This window comes from Microbacterium sp. CPCC 204701 (genome assembly GCF_004010105.1).
Classification (GTDB): Bacteria; Actinomycetota; Actinomycetes; order Actinomycetales; family Microbacteriaceae; genus Microbacterium.
Window position 1 is genome coordinate 1 of the sequence record NZ_RRYE01000197.1, and the last position, 5,652, is coordinate 5,652.

The window sequence follows — 5,652 nt, forward strand, 5'->3', positions numbered from 1 at the left end:
GCGGCGGCGCAGGACCGGCCCGAGTTCCTGCCCCACTCGCTCATCGCGGTGCAGCCGCCGCTGTTCACCGATCCGAGCAGCTACGACATCCTCGCGGCCGACCTGTGGGCGACCGGCGTCTCGATCGACGATCATCCGATGACCCACTACCGCTCCGGCCTCGATGCGCGCGGAGTGCTCACTGTGGGCGAGCTCCGCTCGCACGAGACCGGGCGGCGCATCGAGGTCGCGGGGCTCGTGACGCACCGGCAGCGGCCGGCCACGGCATCCGGGGTCACCTTCCTCAATCTCGAGGACGAGCACGGCCTCGTGAACATCGTGTGCTCGGTGGGGGTGTGGAACCGCTATCGCCGCGTCGTGCGGGATTCGCCGGCGCTCATCGCGCGGGGCATCCTGGAGCGTTCGCCCGAGGGAGTGATCAACATCGTCGCCGACCGTTTCGAGGATCTGCGCGTGGGCGTGCACCATCGCGCACGCGACTTCCGGTGAGCCCGGAGCCGGTGAACGGAGCCGATCAGGCGCGCTCTCGGTCCCGGCCGCGCACGAGCGACGGCACGTGGTGATCGATGAAGGTCAGCACGACGGCGATCATGATGCCGATCACCAGCACGATCGCAGAGTTGCGGACCGATTCGGCGAAGCCGATCGTGTTCACGTCGAGGAAGGGGTACGGATACCAGCCGGTGACCGCACCGTGGACGAAGGTGTACACGAGCCACAGCAGCGGCCAGATGAACGCGAGTGCCGTCGTGCCCCAGGTCGTGCGCGGGCGAGGGCCGAAGATGAGCCATCCGATGAGGGTCGCCCACGGCGAGATGTAGTGGAAGCCGATCGTCGCCACGAGCGCCCATCCCTCGAGATGGACGAGCGGCGCGAGGATCGTCTCGTACACGAGACCGGTGATGATGATGCCCAGCAGTGCGTCGAAGCGCAGGATCCGCCACAGCTTTCCGTCGCGGTGCACGTTCAGCGCGAGCGCGATCGACGTGCCGAGCACGAACAGGTTGCTCTGGATCGTGAAGAAGCTGAACAGCCGCACCAGGCGCGTGCCGACGGGCCCGGTCGCGTTCTCGCCGGAGTTGGCGTCCTGGCCCCCGGTGAAGATGAGGATGATCTGGATCACCAGCGCGATCGCGACGACGACCGCGATGGATCCGTACCAGATGCGCGCGGAGCGCGTTCGAACATCGGTGGTCTGAGAAGTCGCGATCGTCGCAGTCATGGCATGGCCCCCCGGTCGTATGCGCCCGGGCACATGCTAGTGACGCACGCGTAGGTGCAAAAGGACCCGGCCGATAATGTATGCCGCATGGACGTCGTCTGGATCGTCATAGGGGTGCTGCTGCTCCTCATGACGCTGCTGGACGCATTCCTCGCGGTGCTCAACTACGACGAGGCGGGCCTGTTCGTCGACCGGATCGTGCGGGCGCAGTGGATCGTGCTGCGCGCGTTCACCCGGCGGGTCGGGCGACGGTGGCGACCGCTGGTACTCCGTCAGGCGACGGGGATCATCGTCGTCGTCACGATCCTGTGGTGGGTCGCTGGGATCGTCTTCGGGTTCGCGCTGGTCTACTTCGGCGCCTTGGGCATGACCGGTGCGATCGTGACGTCGACGGGCGTCGAGCCCGACTTCTGGGGTGCCCTCTACCTGAGCCTCGGCCAGTTCTCGACGGTCGGCGTCGACAACATCGGCCCCGGTGCAGCGCTGATGAACCTGCTCACCGTCGCCGAAGCCATGATCAGCGTCGTGATGCTGTCGTTCATCATCACGTTCCTCGGGAGCGTCTACGGTGTCATCCAGTCGCTCCAGTCGCTCTCGGCGAACTTCTTCCGCGCGGGCCTCGGCATCACCGACCCCATCGACTCGCTCGCACCGTTCTTCCCGGACGGTCGCTCCCGTGGCCTGGACGGGCAGCTCGACTCGATCCTCGGCTCCCTGAGTGCGTACGGACACGGGCTCTCGCAGAACCGTGCCGCGTACTACTTCCAGAGCGGGCGCGACCAGTTCTCGCTGCCCTTCTCGCTGTTCATGACCTCCGGCGTCATCGGCGCCCTCCGGTGGGGACTGCCGACCAGGAGCGATCCGGCATCCGAACCCGGGCTCACGCGCCTCATCGAGGCGTACGAGGACTTCCGCGTGCGCCTGCAGCAGGCGCTGCGCCTTGCGACGGGACCCGTGCCCGCCCCGGTGACGGCACGAGAGTTCGCGTCGGCCGTCGCCGCGTACGAGCAGTCGGGGTCCCAGGTCGCACTCGATCCATGGGCGATGCGGTTTCTGCGCATCGACCGTCGGATGGCGGCGCTCACGCGCGCGAGCGACGCGATCGACGTCGACGACGCGTACCGCCGCTACACGGCGTGGCTGCCCTTCGAGTTCCGGGCGCAGGCCCTCCTGGCGGCCGTGAGCCGTGATCTGGACTATCAGCCCATCTACCGCCGGATCGCAGCTACGCCGGACGGCATCCCGATCGACGCGCCGGACGGCGGATACGAGCTGCTCCCGATGGACGTCGACATCGCTGATCGCGCTCGTGCCGATCCGCTGCCGCGGCATCCGCGGGCCGGTGGCTCGTGGCTGCGCCGTCGCGGCCTGTTCATCGATCCGGGCCTCCTGCGGCTGGCGGCGGCCGGCCGTACGCTCACGGGTGTCGTCGCCGCCATGGCGATCGTCGGCGCGCTGTCGTTCATGCAGGGCTCGAACGCGCTGTACGGCACGGTGCTGGCGGGGCTCATCGCGCTCTTCGCGTCGCCGGACGCGTTCGGCTCACCGCCGGGGGGCCGGCCATGGGTCGGGCTACTCGCCGTCGTGCCCGCCATGGCCGGCATCACGCTCGGCACGGTGCTGCCGCGGGAAGCGCTCGTCACGGGGATCGCGATCGCGCTCGTGGCGGCGGTGGCCGTCTGGTTGCGTCGATTCGGCGCGCGCATGGCGGGCCTCGGCCAGCTCGCATTCATCGCGTACTACTTCTCGCTCATGCTCGGACTCGAGCTCGTCGAGCTGCTCGACGCCCTGGCCGCCGGGGGAGTGGGTGTGCTGTGCGGGTGGGCGGCCGGCCTCATCCCGCGCCCCTCGCCGTCGCGCCGCGTCGACGCCGGCATCGCGGCGCTGCACGAACGAGTCGTGTACCTCCTCGAGACGAGCATCGATCTCGTCTCGAGTGCGCGCGAAGACGGGCGGCTGATCCGGACGCTTCGCCGGCAGCAGGCCGCAGTGCAGAGAACCGCGGCCGCGATCGCCGGCTCGCTGGACGAGACGGGTGCCGCGACCCGGGCGCCCGCGCAGGCACGTGCTCTGCGCGTGAGGGTGTTCGGCCTGCGTCTGGCCGTCGACAACCTCGTCTCGCTCGTGCCCGCCACCGGCATGATCGCGATCACGATCGAACAGCGCGCGCGCCTGGCCGCAGACCTGGTGGCTGCACAAGCCCACCTCGTCGAGGATGCCGTGCCCGCTTCCCGCGCCGCGCTCGATGCCCCGCCATCGGCCGCCGACCACGATGCACCGCTCGGGGCACGTCGCATCAGGGCCGCGATCCTCGAGCTGCGGTCGGCTGTCGACCAGCTCGATGCGGCGCGCGGCAGCTTCGCCCGCTCGAGCGCTCACGGTGACGGAATCGGGCGCGAAACGACGGATGCCGATCTCGCCGCCCGCGCGGATTCCGATCCGGCTCAGGGTGAGGCGCCGGGAGCGGCGCGGGATTCGTCCCGACAGGCAGTCCAAGCTGGACTTTCGACCGGGCTCGCGCTGCTGCTCGGAAGCCTGGTGTCGACCAGCTACCAGTACTGGGCCGCGATGCCGGCGTTCTCGGTGCTCAGCGGCTCCGACGGCGAGACCCGCCTCAAAGCGTTCCAGCGCATCCTGGCGACCGTGCTCGGCGCGGCCGTGGGCTTCGGGCTAGCGATCCTCGCCGGCCACAGCCCGGCAGTCGCACTTCCGCTCCTCGTCGTGAGCGTCTTCTTCATCGCCTTCCTCCGTCCGGTGTCGTCGGTGTGGGTGACGTTCTGGCAGACGCTCCTGCTGGCGACCGTGTACGACGTGCTCGGCACGCTCAACGTCGAGACGCTGCAGGTGCGTGTGGCCGAGACGGCGATCGGGGCGCTCGTGGCGGTCGTGGTGTCGGCGCTCGTGCTGCCCACGCGCACGCGCGCGCGGGTGCTCGCGGCGATGTCGGACGTGGTGCGACAGTGCCAGGCGATCGCGCACGATGCGCTGAGGCCGGCCCCCGGCAACGGCGCCTTCGACGACGATCTGCGGGAGGTTGCCCGCCGACTCACGGCGCTCGAAGACGCCGCTCGCCCGATCCGCAGCAACCCCGGGTCGATGCGGCGCGCCGGCATCGAGGCGCAGCTGACGGCGCTGTGGTCGATGGTGTACGACGTGCGGCGTGTGGCGGCCGACCGAGCGACGGGAGCCGGCATCACAGCAGGCGTCGCGCGACGGCTGGACGCCGCGACCGCCGATGCTTTCGCTGCCGCGGAGGCCGTGCTCGCCGGTGCGTTGCCGCGCCGCATTCCCGCAACGGACGAACTGGACGCGAGTGCCGACGCCGACACGACGGAGGCTGGGCGCGCGCTCGTCCTGCACGTGACACGGCTGAACCAGGCTCTCCTGGCGCTCATCGAGGCGCTGAGGCCTGGAACGGTCGCCGCGGCTGATCCGAGCATCATGCGATCTGCGTGAAATCACGGCTCCCGCCATTAACGCCGCAGGAATTCTCATTGATGCCTCCCCGGGAATGGGTCCGGCGTGCCAGTATGACTTCCGGGGGTCCCGATGTCGGGGTGGCCGGGACGATTCCCCGCGACGCAGGAGTTGACATGGATCTGTCTCCACGCGAGATCGACAAACTGCTGGTTTACCAGGTCGCCGAGCTGGCTCGCCGCCGCCGCGACCGCGGCACGAAGCTCAATGTGAGCGAAGCGCAGGCGCTGGTCACCGAGGCCATTCTCGAGGCCGCTCGCGACGGCAAGACGGTGGCCGAGTGCATGGAGCTCGGCAAGACCGTGGTCACGGTGGACGAGTGCATGGCCGGGGTGCGTGAGCGGATCACGCTGCTGCAGGTCGAGGCGACGTTCCCCGACGGGACCAAGCTCGTCTCGTGCCACGATCCGATCGGCGGCTGAGGCGGTGACTCCGGCTCCTGTCGCACGAGTGGTCCTCGTCGGCGGGCACGAGAGCGGCGGCGGCGTCGATCTGGCGCGGTTCGACGACGTCGCCGACAACGTCGAGGTGAGCGTGCCCGGCCGGACGCTGCACAACACGATCTCTGCGCATCTCGACGCCGGCGACACCGTCGTCGTCGTGCCGATGACGTTCGGCCGCAACCCCACGATGGTGGCGGATACGGCGAAGACGCTCGCGTGGCTGGGTCCTCGGCATCCTGGGCGGCTCGCGCTCGCGCAGCCGTTCGGTCAGCCCGATCACCTGGTCGCATGGCTGCGCACCGCGGCCAACCGCGCTCGCGCCGCCGACCCTGGGACGGCGCTGCTGATCGTCGCGCCGCGCTCGAACGTGTTCGACGAGGCTGAGCTGCACCGCCTGGCGTACCTCGTCGCCGCGCACGGGGCGCTTCCGGAGGTCGCGGCGGCGATCGCCGACGACTCGGCTGCCCTGTCCGCGCGCGTGCAGCGCCTGCGTGCGCTCGGCGCGTCGCG

At 69.9% G+C, this 5,652-nt stretch carries 5 protein-coding genes; 4 read left to right on the forward strand and 1 reads right to left on the reverse strand.

Features of this window, described 5'->3' with window-relative positions; translation table 11 throughout:
* Nucleotides 1-489: OB-fold nucleic acid binding domain-containing protein (locus EIO58_RS11655; protein ID WP_342447976.1), on the forward strand; the 489-nt coding region annotated here is incomplete at its 5' end.
* Nucleotides 490-514: 25 nt separating this feature from the next.
* On the opposite strand, the gene EIO58_RS11660 is transcribed toward EIO58_RS11655, so the two are convergent.
* Entirely contained in the window at nt 515-1,222 is a 708-nt protein-coding gene (locus EIO58_RS11660; RefSeq protein WP_127819688.1) for a Pr6Pr family membrane protein, read from the reverse strand.
* Nucleotides 1,223-1,309: 87 nt separating this feature from the next.
* Here EIO58_RS11660 and EIO58_RS11665 point away from each other — a divergent pair, with 87 nt between their 5' ends.
* From EIO58_RS11665 to EIO58_RS11675, 3 genes are all read left to right on the forward strand, one after another.
* Complete coding sequence (locus EIO58_RS11665) at nt 1,310-4,678, forward strand: FUSC family protein (protein WP_127819689.1); 3,369 nt, start codon at nt 1,310-1,312, stop codon at nt 4,676-4,678.
* A gap of 137 nt (nt 4,679-4,815) precedes the next feature.
* The gene (locus tag EIO58_RS11670; protein ID WP_127819690.1) at nt 4,816-5,121 is read left to right on the forward strand and encodes an urease subunit gamma; all 306 of its coding nucleotides are present in this window, start codon (nt 4,816-4,818) and stop codon (nt 5,119-5,121) included.
* A 4-nt stretch (nt 5,122-5,125) separates the two neighbouring features.
* Nucleotides 5,126-5,652: hypothetical protein (locus tag EIO58_RS11675; protein ID WP_205789241.1), on the forward strand; the 527-nt coding region annotated here is incomplete at its 3' end.

Bases quoted from the DNA above. Each gene is read 5' to 3' on its own strand.
- EIO58_RS11660 (WP_127819688.1), bottom strand. From the start codon at position 1,222: ATGACTGCGACGATCGCGACTTCTCAGACCACCGATGTTCGAACGCGC.
- EIO58_RS11665 (WP_127819689.1), top strand. From the start codon at position 1,310: ATGGACGTCGTCTGGATCGTCATAGGGGTGCTGCTGCTCCTCATGACG.
- EIO58_RS11670 (WP_127819690.1), top strand. From the start codon at position 4,816: ATGGATCTGTCTCCACGCGAGATCGACAAACTGCTGGTTTACCAGGTC.